This is a genomic window from Pantoea sp. X-Soil-MYKO-1785, assembly GCF_059730675.1.
Genome location: NZ_AP036000.1, coordinates 1,154,039 through 1,171,999, shown reverse-complemented (window position 1 = coordinate 1,171,999; position 17,961 = coordinate 1,154,039). Strand labels below are relative to the sequence as shown.

The 17,961-nt window shown below is 56.6% G+C and carries 17 protein-coding genes; 16 read left to right on the top strand and 1 reads right to left on the bottom strand.

The window, feature by feature from the left end; translation table 11 throughout:
• Window positions 1-54 precede the first annotated feature (54 nt).
• The 8 genes from AC6I8D_RS05415 (at window position 55) to AC6I8D_RS05380 (ending at window position 7,828) form a co-directional block, all read left to right on the top strand.
• The gene (locus tag AC6I8D_RS05415; RefSeq protein ID WP_497819760.1) at window positions 55-1,116 is read left to right on the top strand and encodes a PhoH family protein; all 1,062 of its coding nucleotides are present in this window, start codon (window positions 55-57) and stop codon (window positions 1,114-1,116) included.
• Window positions 1,113-1,586 carry an rRNA maturation RNase YbeY gene (gene ybeY / locus AC6I8D_RS05410; RefSeq protein ID WP_031374793.1) on the top strand — a complete coding sequence of 158 codons (474 nt, stop codon included), beginning with the start codon at window positions 1,113-1,115 and terminating at the stop codon, window positions 1,584-1,586. Before AC6I8D_RS05415 ends, ybeY begins: the two co-directional genes overlap by 4 nt.
• Before the next feature lie 80 nt (window positions 1,587-1,666).
• The gene (gene corC / locus AC6I8D_RS05405) at window positions 1,667-2,548 is read left to right on the top strand and encodes a CNNM family magnesium/cobalt transport protein CorC (RefSeq protein ID WP_312053686.1); all 882 of its coding nucleotides are present in this window, start codon (window positions 1,667-1,669) and stop codon (window positions 2,546-2,548) included.
• A 4-nt stretch (window positions 2,549-2,552) separates the two neighbouring features.
• Window positions 2,553-4,076, top strand: coding sequence for an apolipoprotein N-acyltransferase (gene lnt / locus AC6I8D_RS05400; protein WP_497819759.1), 1,524 nt, complete (start codon window positions 2,553-2,555; stop codon window positions 4,074-4,076).
• Window positions 4,077-4,509: 433 nt separating this feature from the next.
• Window positions 4,510-5,406, top strand: coding sequence for an amino acid ABC transporter substrate-binding protein (locus AC6I8D_RS05395; RefSeq protein WP_312053682.1), 897 nt, complete (start codon window positions 4,510-4,512; stop codon window positions 5,404-5,406).
• Between the two features lie 278 nt (window positions 5,407-5,684).
• Window positions 5,685-6,425: an amino acid ABC transporter permease gene (locus AC6I8D_RS05390; RefSeq protein ID WP_312053681.1), complete on the top strand. Its 741-nt coding sequence runs from the start codon at window positions 5,685-5,687 to the stop codon at window positions 6,423-6,425.
• The gene (gene gltK / locus AC6I8D_RS05385) at window positions 6,425-7,102 is read left to right on the top strand and encodes a glutamate/aspartate ABC transporter permease GltK (RefSeq protein ID WP_312053679.1); all 678 of its coding nucleotides are present in this window, start codon (window positions 6,425-6,427) and stop codon (window positions 7,100-7,102) included. The genes AC6I8D_RS05390 and gltK overlap by 1 nt, the downstream gene beginning before the upstream one ends.
• On the top strand, window positions 7,103-7,828 hold the full coding sequence (locus tag AC6I8D_RS05380; RefSeq protein ID WP_031374788.1) for an amino acid ABC transporter ATP-binding protein: 726 nt from the start codon (window positions 7,103-7,105) through the stop codon (window positions 7,826-7,828).
• Window positions 7,829-8,448: 620 nt separating this feature from the next.
• Here the strand turns inward: AC6I8D_RS05380 and AC6I8D_RS05375 are convergent.
• Window positions 8,449-8,931: a zinc ribbon-containing protein gene (locus AC6I8D_RS05375; protein WP_312053678.1), complete on the bottom strand. Its 483-nt coding sequence runs from the start codon at window positions 8,929-8,931 to the stop codon at window positions 8,449-8,451.
• A gap of 222 nt (window positions 8,932-9,153) precedes the next feature.
• Between AC6I8D_RS05375 and leuS the strand changes: the two genes are divergently transcribed.
• The 8 genes from leuS to mrdB all read left to right on the top strand — a co-directional run bounded on the left by leuS (window position 9,154) and on the right by mrdB (window position 17,959).
• The gene (gene leuS / locus AC6I8D_RS05370) at window positions 9,154-11,736 is read left to right on the top strand and encodes a leucine--tRNA ligase (protein WP_497819758.1); all 2,583 of its coding nucleotides are present in this window, start codon (window positions 9,154-9,156) and stop codon (window positions 11,734-11,736) included.
• Window positions 11,737-11,750: 14 nt separating this feature from the next.
• Complete coding sequence (lptE, locus tag AC6I8D_RS05365; protein ID WP_312053675.1) at window positions 11,751-12,350, top strand: LPS assembly lipoprotein LptE; 600 nt, start codon at window positions 11,751-11,753, stop codon at window positions 12,348-12,350.
• The gene (gene holA / locus AC6I8D_RS05360) at window positions 12,347-13,378 is read left to right on the top strand and encodes a DNA polymerase III subunit delta (RefSeq protein ID WP_312053673.1); all 1,032 of its coding nucleotides are present in this window, start codon (window positions 12,347-12,349) and stop codon (window positions 13,376-13,378) included. Before lptE ends, holA begins: the two co-directional genes overlap by 4 nt.
• The gene (gene nadD / locus AC6I8D_RS05355; protein WP_312758086.1) at window positions 13,371-14,015 is read left to right on the top strand and encodes a nicotinate-nucleotide adenylyltransferase; all 645 of its coding nucleotides are present in this window, start codon (window positions 13,371-13,373) and stop codon (window positions 14,013-14,015) included. Before holA ends, nadD begins: the two co-directional genes overlap by 8 nt.
• Window positions 14,016-14,107: 92 nt before the next feature.
• Window positions 14,108-14,425: a ribosome silencing factor gene (rsfS, locus tag AC6I8D_RS05350; protein ID WP_031377198.1), complete on the top strand. Its 318-nt coding sequence runs from the start codon at window positions 14,108-14,110 to the stop codon at window positions 14,423-14,425.
• Between the two features lie 3 nt (window positions 14,426-14,428).
• Window positions 14,429-14,899 (top strand): 23S rRNA (pseudouridine(1915)-N(3))-methyltransferase RlmH, encoded by a 471-nt coding sequence (gene rlmH / locus AC6I8D_RS05345; protein ID WP_031377197.1) that lies wholly within the window; start codon window positions 14,429-14,431, stop codon window positions 14,897-14,899.
• Between the two features lie 34 nt (window positions 14,900-14,933).
• Window positions 14,934-16,838 carry a peptidoglycan DD-transpeptidase MrdA gene (gene mrdA, locus AC6I8D_RS05340; protein ID WP_312053668.1) on the top strand — a complete coding sequence of 635 codons (1,905 nt, stop codon included), beginning with the start codon at window positions 14,934-14,936 and terminating at the stop codon, window positions 16,836-16,838.
• Between the two features lie 8 nt (window positions 16,839-16,846).
• A complete protein-coding gene (gene mrdB / locus AC6I8D_RS05335) occupies window positions 16,847-17,959 on the top strand; it encodes a peptidoglycan glycosyltransferase MrdB (RefSeq protein ID WP_046288546.1) in 1,113 nt (370 codons plus the stop codon).
• The last annotated feature ends 2 nt before the right edge of the window (window positions 17,960-17,961 follow it).

The window sequence follows — 17,961 nt, the reverse complement described above, 5'->3', positions numbered from 1 at the left end:
AACGGTGCGTCAGACACACCTCATAACTGGCCCTGAGTGACCCAAAGGATTCGTTTGAATATCGAAACTCGTGAAATCGCCCTTGAACCGGCCGATAACCGTCGTCTGATGAGCCTGTGCGGTCCATTTGACGACAATGTGAAACAGCTTGAACGTCGTCTGGGTATTGAGATCAACCGTCGGGACAACGTCTTTAAGCTGGTGGGCCGCGCACTCTGCGTGAATGCGGCGGCTGATATTCTGAAAACACTGTATGTGGATACCGCCCCGGTACGCGGCGACATTCCGGATATTGAGCCGGACCAGATCCATCTGGCGATCAAAGAGAGCCGGGTACTGGAGCAGACCGCCGAAAGCGTGCCGGAATATGGCAAAGCGGTCAATATCAAGACCAAGCGCGGCGTCATCAAGCCACGCACGCCAAACCAGGCACAGTACATCGCCAACGTGCTCGACCATGACATCACCTTTGGTGTTGGCCCGGCCGGGACCGGTAAAACCTACCTGGCAGTCGCGGCGGCGGTCGATGCGCTGGAACGTCAGGAGATTCGCCGGATCCTGCTGACCCGCCCGGCAGTTGAAGCGGGCGAGAAACTCGGCTTTCTGCCCGGCGATCTGAGTCAGAAGGTGGACCCTTATCTGCGCCCGCTGTATGACGCGCTGTTCGAGATGCTCGGCTTTGAGCGGGTTGAGAAGCTGATGGAACGCAACGTGATTGAAGTGGCTCCGCTGGCCTACATGCGTGGCCGTACGCTGAATGACGCGTTTATCATTCTCGATGAGAGCCAGAACACCACCATCGAACAGATGAAGATGTTCCTGACGCGTATCGGCTTCAACTCTAAAGCGGTCATTACCGGTGACGTCACCCAGATCGACCTGCCGCGCCACGTTAAATCGGGCCTGCGTCATGCGATTGAAGTGCTGTCGGAAGTGAAAGAGATCAGCTTCAACTTCTTCCACAGTGAAGATGTGGTGCGCCACCCGGTGGTAGCGCGTATCGTCACCGCCTATGAAGCCTGGGAAGCGGCCGATCAGAAGCGCCGCGATCAGCAGGCGGAAGAGCGTAAACGCGAGGCGCTGGCCGCCCAGAGCGTGACGCAGGAGAGCAAATGAGCGAGGTGATTCTTGACCTGCAGATCGCCTGTGAAAACAGCGCCGACCTGCCCACTGAAAGCCAGTTTCACCGCTGGCTATCCGCGGCGGTCACCCCTTTCCAGCCGGAAAGCGAAGTGACGGTGCGTCTGGTCGATGAAGCGGAAAGTCATGAGCTTAATCTGACTTATCGCGGTAAAGATAAGCCGACCAACGTGCTCTCTTTCCCGTTTGAAGCGCCGCCTGGTATCGAACTGCCGCTGCTCGGTGACCTGATTATTTGTCGTCAGGTGGTCGAGCAGGAGGCGGCTGAGCAGCACAAAAGCACCGAGGCCCACTGGGCACACATGGTGGTACACGGCACGCTTCATCTGCTGGGCTACGACCATATTGAAGACGACGAAGCCGAGGAGATGGAGTCACTGGAGACCGAGATAATGCTTGCTCTTGGTTATCCTGATCCGTACATTTCGGAGAAAGAAGACGCCTGACCTCCGGGTTCCGGCTATCCTGCTGCCAGCGCTACGCTGGCAGCGTTAATTCCTCACCAGAGAGATCTTTAAAAACCGCCATGAGCGACGACCATTCTCAAAACAGCGATGCACCCAGTAGTAAAAAGGGATTCTTTTCCCTGTTGATCAACCAACTTTTTCACGGTGAACCGAAAAACCGTGATGAACTACTGGAGCTGATCCGCGACTCAAATCATAAAGACCTGATTGACCAGGATACCCGCGACATGCTCGAAGGGGTGCTGGATATTGCGGAGCAGCGCGTGCGTGACATTATGATCCCGCGCTCGCAAATGATTACCCTGAAACGCAATCAGAACCTCGAAGAGTGTCTGGATGTGATTATCGAGTCGGCACATTCGCGCTTCCCGGTGATCAGCGAAGACAAAGATCACGTTGAAGGGATCCTGATGGCCAAAGATTTACTGCCGTTTATGAGCAGCGAATCTGAACCGTTCAGCATTGAGAAAGTGCTGCGCCCGGCGGTGGTGGTACCTGAAAGCAAGCGCGTAGACCGGATGCTGAAAGAGTTCCGTTCTCAGCGTTACCACATGGCGATTGTGATCGATGAGTTTGGCGGCGTCTCCGGCCTGGTCACCATCGAAGACATTCTGGAGCTGATCGTCGGTGAGATTGAGGATGAGTATGACGATGAAGAAGATCGTGACATCCGTCAGCTTAACCGCCACACCTTTACGGTGCGGGCGTTAACCGCGATTGAAGATTTTAATGACGTGTTCGGCACACAGTTCAGCGATGACGAAGTCGACACCATTGGTGGCCTGGTGATGCAGGGCTTCGGCCATCTGCCCGCACGCGGTGAGAGCATCGACATCGACGGTTACCAGTTCAAAGTTGCGATGGCCGACAGCCGCCGTATCATCCAGGTTCATGTCACTATTCCGGATAATTCGCCACAACCTCAACTGGATGACGAATAAGTTTATGGCTTTAGCCTCACTTTACCCGCGTCAGCGGGTTCGCCTGCTGCTGGCTTTATTAACGGGTGCGTCTGGCACCCTCGCCTTCTCCCCTTATGATTTCTGGCCCGCCGCACTGCTGTCGCTGTGCGGCTTACAGCTTCTGACCCTTAATCGCACCAGCCCTCAGGCCAGTGCGATTGGCTTCGTCTGGGGGTTTGGCCTGTTCGGCAGCGGCATCAACTGGGTTTACGTCAGCATTGCGACCTTTGGTGGGATGCCCGGCCCGGTGAACGTCTTGTTGGTGGTGCTGCTGGCCGCCTATCTGGCGATCTACCCGGCGCTGTTTGCCGGGCTGCTTAATCGCCTGTGGCCGCGCACCACGTTATGGCGTCTGGCGCTGGCGGCCCCGGCGTTATGGCAGATCACCGAGTTTTTGCGCGGCTGGATCCTCACCGGGTTTCCGTGGCTGCAGTTTGGTTACAGCCAGATCAACGGCCCGCTGAAAGGCGTGGCACCGCTGGGCGGCGTGGAAACCATTACCTTTGTGCTGATGGTGGTCGCCGGCCTGCTGGTGTATGCCCTGCAACAGCGCAATGTGAAAAGCCTGGCGGCGGCCCTGCTGCTGCTGGCCCTGCCCTGGCCGCTGCGCTACATCCAGTGGGTTCAGCCGTTACCGTCCCGTGCAGTCGATGTCGCGCTGGTACAGGGTAACATTCCGCAGTCGATGAAGTGGGACCCGCAACAGTTGCTGAACACGCTGCGCATTTACAGCGGACTCAGCCAGCCGTTGATCGGCAAAACCCCGATTATCATCTGGCCGGAATCAGCGATTACCGATCTGGAAAGTAATCAGCAGCCGTTCCTGCGCTCACTGGATGATGAGCTGCGCGCGCGCGGCAGTGCTCTGGTGACCGGCATCGTTGACTCGCGCCTCGAGCAGAACCGCTATCACGATTACAACACGGTGATCGTGTTAGGCGGCGATGCGCCTTATAATTACTTCAGCGGCAATCGCTACCAGAAAAATCATCTGGTGCCGTTTGGCGAGTTTGTTCCACTGGCCGATCTGCTGCGCCCACTGGCTCCGTTCTTCGATCTGCCGATGTCCGCTTTCAGCCGTGGCGCTTACCTTCAGCCGCAGCTCAGGGTGGCCGGTTACAACCTGACCAGCGCCATTTGCTATGAGATTGTGCTGGGTGAACAGGTGCGCGCCAACTTCCATCCCGACACCAATTTTCTGCTGACGGTCTCTAACGATGCCTGGTTTGGTCACTCGATTGGTCCATGGCAGCATTTCCAGATGGCACGAATGCGGGCGCTGGAGCTGGGCCGTCCGCTGTTACGCAGCACCAACAACGGCGTGACCGCGGTGGTGAACGCCAGCGGCGAGGTTGAGAAGATGCTGCCGCAGTTCAGCCGGGCGGTGTTAACCGACAAAGTGGTTCCGACCACTGGTGAAACTCCCTATGCCCATGCAGGCGTCTGGCCGGTGTGGGTTCTGACGGCGCTGGCCGCTCTGGCGGCAGTGCTGCGCCGCCGACGCTGATTCATCCTGCTCAAAGGCGAAGCGGCTGCTTCGCCTTTTTTTATCGCTTTGTCCCGCTATTTTCCCCTCCCCGCACCGCAGACTCTGCTGCGTTAGCGCGCTGAAACGCGTTTCTGGCACGATGATTGCTAATTATTTCAGTGTTTTTCGCAAACAGGCGCACTGCATACGCTGACAGCAGGTCGGTTGCACCAAATTAATCGCTTCGCCTGCACCGTTAGCGCGCAGGCAGGAAAAATTGCCTTTTTTTGGTGCGGATCACCTCGCAAAAAAGAAACTTTTTTGTTTCATCGCGTTAACAATCCGCTATGTTAGTGACTATTCTGCGCGCAGCTGCGCTACGGGATAGCCAGAAAAGCAGCAGGAAATACACACAACATCATAATCAGCACAGGTTATATCCTGTGCATTTTCCATACGAAGGAGTTGGAACATGCAACTACGCAAAGTGGCATTATCTCTTCTGCTGATCAGCGCAGCAGCGGGAGCGGCCCAGGCGGAAGATCTCAGCGGCACCCTGAAGAAGATCAATGACAACGGCGTCATTGTGGTCGGGCACCGCGAATCATCAGTTCCCTTTTCTTATTATGACAACCAGCAAAAAGTCGTCGGCTACTCACAGGCCTATTCCGCTGCCATTGTGGACGCCATTAAAGCGAAGCTGAACAAGCCTGACCTGCAGATCAAAATGATTCCGATTACCTCGCAGAACCGTATCCCGCTGCTGCAAAACGGCACCTACGATTTTGAGTGTGGATCCACCACCAACAACCTTGAGCGCCAGAAACAGGCAGCCTTCTCTGACACCATTTTCGTCATTGGTACCCGTCTGCTGGTGAAAAAAGGCGGTCCGATCAAAGATTTCACCGACCTGAAAGGCAAAACCGTGGTGGTGACCTCCGGGACCACCTCTGAAGTACTGTTACACAAACTGAACGACGAGCAGAAACTGGAGATGCGCATTATCAGCGCGAAGGATCATGGCGACTCTTTCCGTACGCTGGAAACCGGGCGTGCCGTGGCCTTTATGATGGATGATGCGCTGCTGGCCGGTGAACGCGCCAAAGCGAAAAAACCCGATAACTGGGAAATCTTAGGCACGCCGCAGTCCAAAGAGGCTTACGGTTGCATGCTGCGTAAAGACGATCCGCAGTTCAAAACTTTAGTGGATGAAACCATCGCCAAAGCCCAGACCTCAGGCCAGGCTGAAAAATGGTTCGACACCTGGTTCAAACAGCCGATCCCACCGAAGAACCTGAACATGAACTTTGAACTGTCGGATGACATGAAAGCACTGTTCAAAACGCCGAATGATAAAGCACTGAACTAACAACAAAATACCCAATGGATTTCAGGTTGCATTGAGGCGGCAAGAGAATGAATCCCGATGAGCCTGCTCAGGTAAGTGATTCGGGTGTGAGCGTAGCCAACAAAAATGCAGCCTGAAAGACGGCGGGTATAACAAGGGCGGCCAGGCTGCCCTCTCGATTGCTGAAACCGCGGCGCGGACAGACAGACTGAACCGGGTCGTTCCCCTGGTGCAGGAGATAAAACGCCGTTCATCAATCTTCAGGGTAGCTTAGCTACCCTTTTTTACCGGAGCTCGTTATGGGTATCGATTGGAACTGGGGCATTTTTCTCGAACAGGCCCCGTTCGGTAACACGACCTATCTCGGCTGGCTGTGGTCCGGTTTTCAGGTGACGATTGCCGTCTCCTGCTGCGCCTGGATTATTGCCTTCTGCGTAGGTTCACTTTTCGGCATTCTGCGTACCGTGCCTAATCGCCTGCTGGCGACCATTGGCACCTGCTATGTCGAACTGTTTCGCAACATTCCACTGATTGTGCAGTTCTTCTTCTGGTATCTGGTGGCCCCGGAACTGGTGGGTGAAAAGCTGGGCATGTGGTTTAAGTCTGAGCTGGACCCCAACATTCAGTTCTTCGTCTCATCGGTGATCTGCCTGGGTCTGTTTACCGCCGCCCGCGTCTGTGAGCAGGTGCGTGCCGCGATTCAGTCACTGCCGCGCGGTCAAAAGAATGCCGGTCTGGCGATGGGCTTAACCCTGCCACAGACCTACCGCTACGTGCTGCTGCCCAACGCCTATCGGGTGATTGTGCCGCCGATGACTTCAGAGATGCTCAACCTGGTGAAGAATTCCGCCATCGCTTCGACTATCGGGCTGGTCGATATGGCGGCGCAGGCGGGCAAACTGCTGGACTACTCCGCACACGCCTATGAATCTTTCACCGCCATAACGCTGGCCTACATCGCGATTAACCTGGTGATCATGTTGTTAATGAGCCTGGTGGAACGCAAAGTGCGTCTGCCTGGCAATGGGGGAGGCAAGTAATGTACGAGTTTGACTGGAGTTCAATTACCCCCAGCCTGCCCTATCTGTTTAACGGCCTGGTGATCACCTTCAAGATCACCATTACCGCTGTGGTATTCGGCATTATCTGGGGCACGCTGCTGGCAGTGATGCGCCTGTCGACCCTCAAGCCGGTCAGCTGGTTCGCCAGACTGTACGTCAACCTGTTCCGCTCGGTGCCGCTGGTAATGGTGCTGCTGTGGTTCTATCTGGTGGTACCGAGCTTCCTGCAGCAGGTGCTGGGATTATCGCCGAAAACCGATATCCGCCTGATCTCCGCCATGGTGGCCTTCTCGCTGTTTGAAGCGGCCTATTACTCTGAAATTATCCGCGCCGGCATCATCAGTATTTCGCGCGGTCAGGGGAACGCGGCCCTGGCGCTGGGCATGACTCAGTGGCAGTCGATGAAACTGATTATCCTGCCGCAGGCGTTCCGCGCCATGGTGCCACTGCTGCTGACTCAGGGGATCGTACTGTTCCAGGATACCTCACTGGTCTATGTCTTAAGCCTGGCGGACTTCTTCCGGACGGCGTCCACCATTGGTGAACGCGACGGTACCCAGGTTGAAATGGTTCTGTTTGCCGGTCTGGTCTACTTCGTTATCAGCCTGAGCGCGTCACTGCTGGTCAGTTATCTAAAAAGAAAAAGGACGGTTTAAATGATTAGCCTGAAAAACGTTTCTAAGTGGTATGGTCACTTTCAGGTGCTGACCGACTGCTCTACCGAGGTTAAAAAAGGTGAAGTGGTGGTGGTATGCGGACCGTCCGGTTCCGGTAAATCGACCCTGATTAAAACAGTGAACGGCCTGGAGCCGATTCAGCAAGGGGTTATCACGGTGAACGGCACCGAAGTGAACAACAAAAAAACCAATCTCGCCCAGCTACGCAGCAAGGTCGGCATGGTGTTCCAGCACTTCGAACTGTTCCCGCACCTCAGCATTATCAATAATCTGGTGCTGGCGCAGGTGAAAGTGCTGAAGCGCGATAAAGCCGCGGCGCGGGATAAAGGGCTGAAGCTGCTCAACCGGGTGGGGTTATCGGCGCACGCCGATAAGTTTCCCGGTCAGCTGTCGGGCGGCCAGCAGCAGCGTGTGGCGATTGCCCGTGCGCTCTGCATGGACCCGATTGCGATGCTGTTTGACGAACCGACCTCCGCGCTTGATCCCGAGATGATTAACGAAGTGCTGGATGTGATGGTTGAACTGGCGCATGAAGGGATGACGATGATGGTGGTGACGCATGAAATGGGCTTCGCCCGTAAAGTTGCCAATCGCGTGATCTTCATGGATGAAGGCAAAATTATCGAAGACACCAACAAAGATGACTTCTTTAATAACCCGCAATCTGACCGAGCCAAAGACTTCCTCGCAAAAATTCTGCACTAATCTTTTGCACTAAAAAAGGCGGGCCCGGCTGCCCTGATGCTGGTCAGTTAAGGTTAAATTTGCAAAGGCTGCCACGGTCAAACGTGGCAGCCTTTTTTTCTGCGCGAGCGGGCCGGGGTGCGGGCCTGAGCACCTCTGCTGCTGCCGGGCCGTCCTCGCGCCGCTGACGCCGTGCCTTCGGCTTTGACGTCGTGCCGACGAACCGTTCGCGGATCGGCCCTCCCTGGCAGGCCCCGAACTCTCTACGCTTCCCGGCGTGGAGTTCTGGCCCAACGCCACGCCTCAGCGCTGCGGATAGCCCTTTCAGCAGCAGAGGCGCTCAGGCCTCCACTATTGTGCCCTTTTTAACAATACACACTGAAGTTTCAGAGCAGGCTGGGGTCGATCAGGGACAGGCAATCCGCAGCGCTGCGCAGAATGAGTCTGCCAGGAGAGCCCGCAGGACGCGGGCGAAAGGCGGGGCGGCACAGGATGTGCCATCCCGGGCGGTCCGTCAGGCAGAGGAATGAAGTGAAGGAACCGCGCAGCGGCGCGAGGACCGCCAGCCCCTGGGCGGCACCAGACTGCGTTATCACCCGTCGCTTAACTGCCCAGCATCAGGCCCGGTGCCCGCCAGATTTTCAGGGTTCGAAAGGCTGACGCTGGAACTGATCGTGACCACACTCCGGGCAGCGCGACAGCGTTTCCGGCGTGTAGATCGCCCGGGTGAACTGACATTTCTCACACACCAGATTGCCCAGCCCCACCACTTCACCGCTCTGATAGACGCCGTGGTGATGCAGATCCTGAAACACCTCACGCCACTCAAGCTGGCTTTTATCGGTGATATCCGCCAGCTCTTTCCAGACGCTTTCCCGGATGATGCGCATAAACAGCGAATCGGCCAGCGGCTCTTCAACATCGGTATAGCTGCGTGCAAACTCTTCCAAATCGCGGCGCACCGAGCTGAGCGCCTGATCGACCTCAGCGGGCGTCAGATCCGGACGTGCCAGCAGCTGGCTGCGTCGCTCGCTAATCAGACTATCAATATTGCGATCGCCCTGACGCAGACGCTCGGTCAGTACCGCTAACGACTCGCGATATTCCTGAGCCACTTTATTCATTTTGTTCTCCTTTATGTAGGTCATCGCTGGAGTAAGTTTAGTCGCTTTATGGTGTTTGCCGTGTCGTCTGTCAGTTGAATTACAAAAGGGTGAAGGCGTTGACCCTTTCGACACAAATCGCGCCAGCGAAAGTGGGAAATGTTGTTGATGCGCGGCCTTATGGGTATGCTATGCGGATCTTAACGTCAGCAAAGTGTTATTCATTAAGGACCACAGGCAGCCATGCAAGAGCAATACCGCCCGGAAGAGATTGAATCCCGCGTGCAGCAGCACTGGGATGAAAACGAAACGTTTAAAGTGACTGAGCAGGAAGGTAAAGAAAAATACTATTGCCTCTCCATGTTGCCCTATCCTTCTGGCCGCCTGCATATGGGCCACGTTCGTAACTACACCATCGGTGACGTAATCGCGCGTTATCAGCGTATGCTCGGCAAAAACGTGCTACAGCCGATTGGCTGGGATGCTTTCGGTCTGCCTGCGGAAGGCGCGGCGGTCAAAAACAATACCGCGCCGGCGCCCTGGACCTACGACAACATCGCCTACATGAAAAACCAGCTTAAGCTGCTGGGTTTTGGTTATGACTGGAGCCGCGAACTGGCGACCTGCCAACCGGAATATTATCGCTGGGAACAGTGGTTCTTCACCAAACTGTATGAAAAAGGTCTGGTGTATAAGAAAACCTCAGCGGTGAACTGGTGCCCGAACGATCAGACAGTACTGGCTAACGAGCAGGTGATTGACGGCTGCTGCTGGCGCTGTGATACCAAAGTTGAACGCAAAGAGATCCCGCAGTGGTTCATTAAAATCACCGACTACGCGGAAGAGTTACTGAACGATCTCGATACGCTGGAAGAGTGGCCTGAGCAGGTCAAGACCATGCAGCGTAACTGGATTGGCCGCTCTGAAGGGGTAGAGATCACCTTTGACGTCGCGGACAGCGAAGAGAAAGTAACCGTCTATACCACCCGTCCGGACACCTTTATCGGCGCGACCTATGTCGCAGTCGCTGCTGGTCATCCGCTGGCCACCCAGGCGTCGGTGAATAATCCGGCGCTGGCTGATTTTATCGCCGAATGCCGCAACACCAAAGTGGCTGAAGCGGAAATGGCGACCATGGAGAAGAAAGGCATGGCCACCGGCCTGTCCGCTATCCATCCACTGACCGGCGAGCCAATCCCGGTATGGGTCGCTAACTTCGTGCTGATGGAATATGGCACCGGTGCGGTGATGGCGGTTCCGGCACACGATCAGCGTGACTGGGAATTTGCCACCAAATACCATCTGCCGATTAAGCCGGTGGTGCTGAACCTTGACGGCAGCGAGCCAGACGTCAGCGCCGCGGCAATGACCGAGAAAGGCGCGCTGTTTAACTCAGGTGAGTTTAACGGTCTGGATCACGTCGCAGGCTTCAATGCGATTGCTGACGCGCTGGCCGCCAAAGGCGTGGGCGTGCGTAAAGTGAACTATCGCCTGCGCGACTGGGGTGTTTCACGTCAGCGTTACTGGGGCGCCCCCATCCCGATGGTCACGCTGGAAGATGGCACGGTTATGCCAGCGCCAGAAGATCAGCTGCCGGTGATCCTGCCGGAAGATGTGGTGATGGACGGCATTACCAGCCCGATTAAAGCCGACCCGGAGTGGGCAAAAACCACCGTCAACGGTCAGCCAGCGCTGCGTGAAACCGACACCTTCGACACCTTTATGGAGTCTTCCTGGTACTACGCGCGCTACACCTGCGCCAGCTACAACGAAGGCATGCTGGATCCGGCAGCGGCGAACTACTGGCTGCCGGTCGATCAGTATGTGGGCGGTATTGAACACGCCATTATGCACCTGATGTATTTCCGCTTCTTCCACAAGCTGCTGCGTGACGCCGGTCTGGTTAACTCCAATGAACCGGCTAAGCGCCTGCTGTGTCAGGGGATGGTACTGGCAGACGCCTTCTATTACCTCGGTGCCAACGGTGAGCGTAACTGGGTGTCGCCGGTCGATGTGAACGTGGAACGCGATGAGAAAGGCCGCATCGTCAAGGCGGTTGACACCCAGGGCCGCGAAGTGATTTACGCCGGCATGAGCAAAATGTCGAAGTCGAAGAACAACGGCATCGATCCTCAGCTGATGGTCGAGCGTTACGGCGCGGATACCGTGCGTCTGTTCATGATGTTTGCTTCCCCGGCCGATATGACGCTGGAGTGGCAGGAATCGGGCGTAGAAGGCGCTAACCGCTTCCTGAAACGCGTCTGGAAGCTGGTCTTCGACCACAGCCAGAAAGGCGCAACCGTGGCGCTCGACGTCGCCAGCCTTAATGATGAGCAGAAGTCGCTGCGTCGCGATCTGCACAAAACCATCGCCAAAGTGGCGGATGACATTGGCCGTCGTCAGACCTTCAACACCGCCATCGCCGCCATTATGGAACTGATGAACAAACTGGCACGTGCGCCGCAGGAGAGCGAGCAGGATCGCGCGCTGATGCAGGAAGCTCTGCTGGCGATTGTCCGTCTGCTCTATCCGTTCACTCCGCATGCCAGCTATGTGCTGTGGCAGACGCTGGGCGGCGAAGGAACGATTGATGAAGCCAGCTGGCCGGTTGCTGATGAAGCCGCAATGGTGGAAGATTCACTGCTGGTGGTGGTGCAGGTAAACGGTAAAGTACGCGGTAAAATTACCGTACCGGCCGATGCCACTCAGGAACAGGTTCAGGCACGCGCCGCTCAGGAGCATCTGGTGGCGAAGTACCTGGACGGCGTGACGATTCGTAAAGTCATTTATGTACCGGGCAAACTGCTTAACCTGGTCGTAGGTTAAGTTCAGGAGGAACTGTGCGACATCCGATTATCAGGCTGTTTGTCATGCTGGCGGTGGTGATCACCGCTGGCTGTGGTTTTCATCCGCGCGGCACCACTCAGGTGCCAACCGAACTGAAAACCCTGATTGTTTCAACCGGCGATCCTTACGGTCCACTGGCGCGTACCGTGCGACAGCAGCTGCGTATCAACAATGTGCACATTGTTGAGGACAGCAAGCAGAACCGCACCGATATCCCGACCTTACGTCTGGGTAGCGAATTGCAGGGCCGCGACACCGCATCGGTCTTTATCAATGGCGGAACCGCTGAGTACCAGCTGGTGATGACCCTGACCGCCCAGGTGCTGCTGCCGGGCAAAGGCATCTATCCGATCAGCACCACGGTTTATCGTTCGTTCTTCGATAACCCGAATGCGGCGCTGGCGAAAGATGCTGAGCAGGACATGATTGTGCAGGAGATGCGTCAGCGTGCTGCCGAGCAGCTGGTGCGTAAACTGCTGACGGTCCATGCGGCACAGCTGAACAATAAAGATACCCTGCGCCAGTCGGCTATTCCGGTGCCGGGTCAGGACTCAGAGGAAGTCCCTTCTTCCTCTGCCACCAGTCTGCAATGATCAGGATTTATCCTGAACAACTCAGCGCGCAGCTCCGTGAGGGGCTGCGCGCCTGTTATTTGTTGGCCGGTAACGAACCCCTGCTGCTGCAGGAGAGCGCCGACGCGATCCGCGCGGCAGCGACGACTCAGGGATTCGAAGAACACTTCAGCGTCACCCTCGATGCCCAGACCGACTGGGAAAGCCTGTTTGTCAGCTGTCAGTCGCTGAGCCTGTTCGCCCAGCGTCAGACGCTCACCCTGCACTTCCCCGACAATGGTCCGAATGCCGCGATAGCTGAGCAGCTGGTTAAGCTGTCGCAACTGCTGCACGCCGATATTCTGCTGATTTGCCGGATGCCGAAGCTGACCAAAGCGCAGGAAAACAGCGCCTGGTTTAAAGCGCTTTCGGCCTCCGCCGTATTAGTGCCCTGTCAGACTCCCGAGCAGGCGCAGCTGCCGCGCTGGGTGGCGAACCGCGCCAAAGCGCTGAAGCTGGCGGTTGATGACGCTGCCATTCAGCTGTTGTGCTACTGCTATGAAGGCAACCTGCTGGCGCTGGCACAGGCGCTGGAGCGGCTGTCGCTACAGTGGCCAGACGGCAAACTGACGCTACCGCGGGTTGAAGAAGCGGTCAGCGATGCGGCGCACTTCACCCCTTTCCACTGGGTCGACGCGGTGCTGGCGGGCAAAAGCCGCCGCGCTCTGCATATCCTGCATCAGCTGGAGCGGGAAGAGAGCGAGGTAGTGATCCTGCTGCGTACCCTGCAACGCGATCTGCTGACGCTGCTGCATCTGCAACGTCACCAGGCGCAACAGCCGCTGCGTAACCTGATGGATCAACAGCGCATCTGGCAGAACCGCCGCGCCCTGTTTACCGAAGCGCTACAACGGCTGGATGCGGCGCGTTTGCAGCGGGCAATCCATCTGCTGAGCCAGATTGAGATCACCCTGAAGCAGGATTACGGCCAGCCGGTATGGCCGCAGTTGCAAACCCTGACGCTGCTGCTCAGCAGCCGCGCGTTTCCCGCGAGTTTCGCCCATGTCTGAGTTACACGCGCTGTTTGGCGGCACCTTCGATCCGATCCATTTCGGGCATCTGCGTCCGGTTGAAGCACTGGCGCAGCAGACCGGGCTGAAAAAAGTGACGCTGCTGCCGAACAATGTGCCGCCGCACCGTCCGCAGCCGGAAGCCAGCGCCACCCAGCGGGTAGAAATGCTGCGCTGCGCCATCGCCGGATTGCCGCTGTTTGAGATTGATACCCGTGAACTGGAACGCGACACGCCTTCCTGGACCGTGACCACGCTGGAAAATCTGCGCGCCGAACGCGGCGCTCAGCAGCCGCTGGGCTTCATTATCGGTCAGGATTCGCTGCTGAACCTGTCAAAGTGGCATCGCTGGCAGGATCTGCTGTCACTCTGCCACCTGCTGGTGTGTCAGCGGCCGGGCTATCCGACGCAGATGTCGTCGCCCGAAATGCAGCGCTGGCTCGATCAGCATCTTGCGCACCACGTACAACAGCTTCATCATCAGCCTGCCGGCCACATCTGGCTGGCAGAAACGCCGCTGGTCGACATCTCCGCCACCGAGATCCGTCGCCGTCGCCATCACAACCAGTCCTGCGATGCTCTGCTGCCCGCTGCGGTTATCGACTATATCGACCGCGCAGGCTTATATCGCGACTGATCCGGGCATGCTATACTGCGCCGCTTAATTTTTTGGCTGCATAATCCGGGCTTACAGCCGGCTCGTCACCACCAGTTTTAGAGGGGAACCTTTTGCAAGGTAAAGCACTCCAAGAGTTCGTTATTGATAAGATTGATGATCTCAAAGGCCAGGACATTGTCACCATCGACGTTCAGGGCAAATCCAGCATCACCGATTTCATGATCATCTGCACCGGCACCTCCACGCGTCACGTCACCTCCATCGCCGAGCACGTTGAGCAGGAGTCCCGTGCGGCCGGCCTGATGCCGTTAGGCATTGAAGGCAAGAGCGCAGCAGATTGGGTGGTTGTCGATCTCGGTGATGTCATTGTGCATGTGATGCAGGAAGAGAGTCGCCAGCTGTACGAGCTGGAAAAACTCTGGGGCTAACCGGTGAAACTGCAACTTGTTGCCGTCGGCACTAAAATGCCTGACTGGGTGCAGACCGGTTTCATGGAGTATCTGCGCCGCTTCCCGAAAGATATGCCGCTGGAGCTGACCGAAGTGACCGCGGGTAAACGCGGCAAAAATGCTGATATCAAACGCATCCTTGAAAAAGAGGGTGAAGCGATGTTAGCGGCGGTCGGCAAAGGCAATCGCATCGTCACGCTGGATATTCCCGGCCATCCGTGGGAAACCCCACAGCTGGCGCAGCAGCTTGAGCGCTGGAAGCTAGATGGTCGCGATGTCAGCCTGTTGATCGGCGGTCCTGAAGGACTGGCGCCGGCCTGTAAAGCGGCGGCAGAACAGAGCTGGTCACTGTCAGCATTGACGTTGCCCCATCCGCTGGTGCGCGTGCTGGTGGCCGAAAGCCTGTATCGTGCCTGGAGCATAACGACAAATCATCCTTATCATCGTGAATGACCGATCAGCCCACATCAGACATGACAAGTAGCGGATGAAATTACAAAGCAACGCCTTTCGCGATTACAGCGCCGAACAGAAACTTTTTGTCCGTCGGGCGTTTATCGCTTTCGTCGGTATCTTACTGCTCTCCTCGGTGCTGGTGGTTAATCTTTACCACCTGCAAATTTTACGCTTTGACGATTACAGCACCCGCTCAAACGAAAACCGCATTAAGCTGGTTCCGGTCGCGCCCAGCCGGGGCATCATCTATGACCGCACCGGCACGCCGCTGGCACTCAACCGCACCATCTATCAGGCCGAACTGGTGCCGGAAAAAGTCGATAATCTGCAACAGACGCTGGATAACCTGCGTCCGATTCTCGAACTGACCGACGACGACCTCGAAAACTTTCAAAAAGAGCGTAAACGCTCGCGTCGCTTTACCTCTATTCCGGTAAAAACCGGCCTGAATGAAGTGCAGGTCGCGCGCTTTGCGGTGAATCAGTACCGCTTCCCCGGCGTCGAAGTCAAAGGGTATCAGCGCCGTTACTATCCGTATGGCCAGACCCTGACGCACGTGGTCGGTTACGTGTCCAAAATTAACGATCGTGACGTTGCTCGCCTCGATAAAGAGGGAAAATGGCCTAACTATGCTGCGACCCACGATATCGGCAAACTCGGCATTGAGGCCTATTACGAAGATCTGCTGCATGGCAAAACCGGCTTTGAAGAGGTTGAAGTGAACAACCGTGGCCGGGTGATCCGTCAGCTGCATGAAGAGTCACCGCAGGCCGGTCGTGATATCTATCTGACCATCGATCTTAAGCTGCAACAGTATATCGAAACGCTGCTGACCGGCAGTCGCGCCGCGGTAGTGGTCAGCGATCCGCGTACCGGCGAAATTCTGGCGATGGTTTCAACGCCGAGCTACGACCCGAATCTGTTTGTCGACGGTATCTCCAGCAAGGATTATCGCGGCCTGCTCAGCGATGAAAACCGTCCGCTGTATAACCGCGCCATCCAGGCCGCTTATCCACCGGCCTCAACGGTCAAACCGTACGTTGCGGTCTCTGCCCTGAGCGCCGGCGTGATTAACCGCAATACCAGCCTGTTCGATCCCGGCTGGTGGCAGCTGCCCGGCTCTGAGAAGCGCTTTCGCGACTGGAAAAAATGGGGCCACGGCCGCCTGAACGTTACCAAAGCGCTGGAAGAGTCCGCCGATACCTTCTTCTATCAGGTCGCCTATGACATGGGCATCGACCGGCTGTCGGAGTGGATGAACAAATTTGGTTACGGCAGCCGCACCGGCATCGATTTGCCGCAGGAGAGCGCGGGCAACATGCCGACCCGTGACTGGAAGCTCAGACGTTTCAAAAAGCCGTGGTATCAGGGCGACACCATCCCGGTGGGCATCGGTCAGGGTTACTGGACCGCAACGCCGCTGCAGATGAACAAAGCGATGATGATCCTGATTAACGATGGCGTTATCCGGGTGCCGCATATGCTGCGCGCCACCCGTGAAGGACGCACCCTGGTGCCTTATCGCCAGCCGCCTGCGGCGCCGATTGGCGACATCCATTCCGGCTACTGGGAAATTGCCAAAGACGGCATGTATGGCGTGGCGAATCGCCCTAACGGAACCGCGCACAAGAGCTTTGCTGACGCGCCGTATAAAATCGCCGCCAAATCAGGGACGGCGCAGGTGTTTGGCCTGAAAGAGAATGAAACCTATAACGCACATAAAATTGCCGAACGATTACGCGACCATAAGCTGATGACCGCGTTTGCTCCTTATGACAAACCTCGGGTCGCGGTGACCATTATCCTGGAAAACGGCGGCGCCGGACCGGCTGTCGGCACCGTGATGCGTCAGATTCTGGATCACATCATGTTAGGTGATAACAATACAGTCCTGCCGGACGCAGCCCCGGTGCCGCCCGGCTACGAAGGTGAATAAACATGTCGATGAACGATAGTCCGCAGAAACGATCGATCTGGATGCGCATCCATATCGATCCGCTGTTTATGCTGGTGATTCTCGGCCTGCTGATTTACAGCGCCGTGGTGATCTGGAGCGCCAGTGGCCAGGACCCGGGCATGATGGAGCGTAAAATCGGCCAGATCGCCATGGGGCTGGTGATCATGATTGTGCTGGCGCAGGTGCCGCCGCGCGTCTACGAAGGCTGGGCGCCCTATCTCTATATCATCTGCGTCATTCTGCTGATTGCGGTAGATGCGTTCGGGCAGATCAGTAAAGGCGCTCAGCGCTGGCTTGACCTCGGTATCGTCCGCTTTCAGCCGTCAGAGATCGCAAAAATTGCCGTGCCGCTGATGGTGGCACGCTTTATCAACCGCGATGTCTGTCCACCGACGCTGAAAAATACCGGCATCGCGCTGATCCTGATTTTTGTGCCCACCCTGCTGGTGGCGGCTCAGCCCGATCTCGGTACTTCGATTCTGATTGCCGCCTCCGGACTGTTTGTGCTGTTCCTGTCCGGCATGAGCTGGAAACTGATTGGCGTCGCAGTGCTGCTGGTGGCGGCGTTTATCCCGATCCTGTGGTTCTTTCTGATGCATGACTATCAGCGTGACCGCGTGATGATGCTGCTCGATCCGGAAAGCGACCCGCTGGGTGCCGGTTACCACATCATTCAGTCGAAGATTGCGATTGGTTCTGGCGGCCTGCGGGGTAAAGGCTGGCTGCAGGGCACCCAGTCACAGCTGGAGTTTTTGCCGGAACGCCACACTGACTTTATCTTCGCGGTTCTGGCGGAGGAGTTAGGGCTGGTTGGGGTACTGGTGCTGCTGGCGCTTTATCTGCTGCTGATCATGCGGGGGTTGATTGTTGCAGCCCGCGCCCAGACCACCTTTGGCCGGGTAATGGCGGGCGGTTTAATGCTGATTTTATTCGTTTATGTTTTCGTTAACATTGGTATGGTTAGTGGTATCTTACCGGTAGTTGGCGTGCCGCTGCCGCTGGTCAGTTATGGCGGCTCCGCGCTTATCGTGCTCATGGCGGGATTTGGCATTGTGATGTCGATCCATACTCACCGAAAAATGTTATCTAAAAGTGTTTAAGA

Excerpts from the sequence above, each read along its gene's own strand:
- AC6I8D_RS05395 (WP_312053682.1), top strand. The coding sequence starts at position 4,510 with ATGCAACTACGCAAAGTGGCATTATCTCTTCTGCTGATCAGCGCAGCA.
- holA (WP_312053673.1), top strand. The coding sequence starts at position 12,347 with ATGATCAGGATTTATCCTGAACAACTCAGCGCGCAGCTCCGTGAGGGG.
- AC6I8D_RS05375 (WP_312053678.1), bottom strand. The coding sequence starts at position 8,931 with ATGAATAAAGTGGCTCAGGAATATCGCGAGTCGTTAGCGGTACTGACC.
- leuS (WP_497819758.1), top strand. The coding sequence starts at position 9,154 with ATGCAAGAGCAATACCGCCCGGAAGAGATTGAATCCCGCGTGCAGCAG.
- gltK (WP_312053679.1), top strand. The coding sequence starts at position 6,425 with ATGTACGAGTTTGACTGGAGTTCAATTACCCCCAGCCTGCCCTATCTG.
- mrdA (WP_312053668.1), top strand. The coding sequence starts at position 14,934 with ATGAAATTACAAAGCAACGCCTTTCGCGATTACAGCGCCGAACAGAAA.
- mrdB (WP_046288546.1), top strand. The coding sequence starts at position 16,847 with ATGAACGATAGTCCGCAGAAACGATCGATCTGGATGCGCATCCATATC.
- ybeY (WP_031374793.1), top strand. The coding sequence starts at position 1,113 with ATGAGCGAGGTGATTCTTGACCTGCAGATCGCCTGTGAAAACAGCGCC.
- lnt (WP_497819759.1), top strand. The coding sequence starts at position 2,553 with ATGGCTTTAGCCTCACTTTACCCGCGTCAGCGGGTTCGCCTGCTGCTG.
- corC (WP_312053686.1), top strand. The coding sequence starts at position 1,667 with ATGAGCGACGACCATTCTCAAAACAGCGATGCACCCAGTAGTAAAAAG.
- AC6I8D_RS05380 (WP_031374788.1), top strand. The coding sequence starts at position 7,103 with ATGATTAGCCTGAAAAACGTTTCTAAGTGGTATGGTCACTTTCAGGTG.
- AC6I8D_RS05390 (WP_312053681.1), top strand. The coding sequence starts at position 5,685 with ATGGGTATCGATTGGAACTGGGGCATTTTTCTCGAACAGGCCCCGTTC.
- nadD (WP_312758086.1), top strand. The coding sequence starts at position 13,371 with ATGTCTGAGTTACACGCGCTGTTTGGCGGCACCTTCGATCCGATCCAT.